Annotated in this window: 1 protein-coding gene; it reads right to left on the reverse strand. The window is 39.1% G+C overall.

The annotated features are described in order from the left end of the window. A partial coding sequence (locus tag ACWPAB_RS15440; protein WP_455692716.1) for a restriction endonuclease subunit S occupies positions 1-530 on the reverse strand: 530 nt, incomplete at both ends.

Raw genomic sequence — 530 nt, forward strand, 5'->3', positions numbered from 1 at the left:
CTTACGCTGATGAAGAGCGATGGTACTATTTAAAATTGAAAAGAAGCTTCCTATCTTTTTTTGTTCATTGATGTTGGGAAGCTGAATGATTTCCCTTTCTAGGTTTTTTCGACTAATCCTAGTACGTGTTGAGCCAGATGCCATTATTTGAACTTGCTTGAGGTTACGAGGATTATTTAGTTGTGAAACCAAAAATCGAAATGAGATCCTTGAACTAGGACGCAAAATTGCGACATCAACTGAAGTAACCATCTGTTTCCCGATGTTTGGTAAAATCACGGCTCTACCTGCCGGATCTGCTAAGCGACAAACAACGATATCGCCTGGAAATATTTCATTTGCCTTTAATTGGTTAAAGTCTTCCTGACGAAAATATTTTGCATTTTGTGGCTTATCGAGGTACTCATCCACACCAATATTACCGGTTTGGATTATCCGATACTGTCCATTCTCGAAAATATGTTGCTTCTCAATCCAGTCTCCATCAGAAATATTCAATCCAAGGTCTCCAAGCTTACGTTGTTCCCAAG

It is taken from the genome of Lacticaseibacillus sp. 30 (assembly GCF_053819265.1).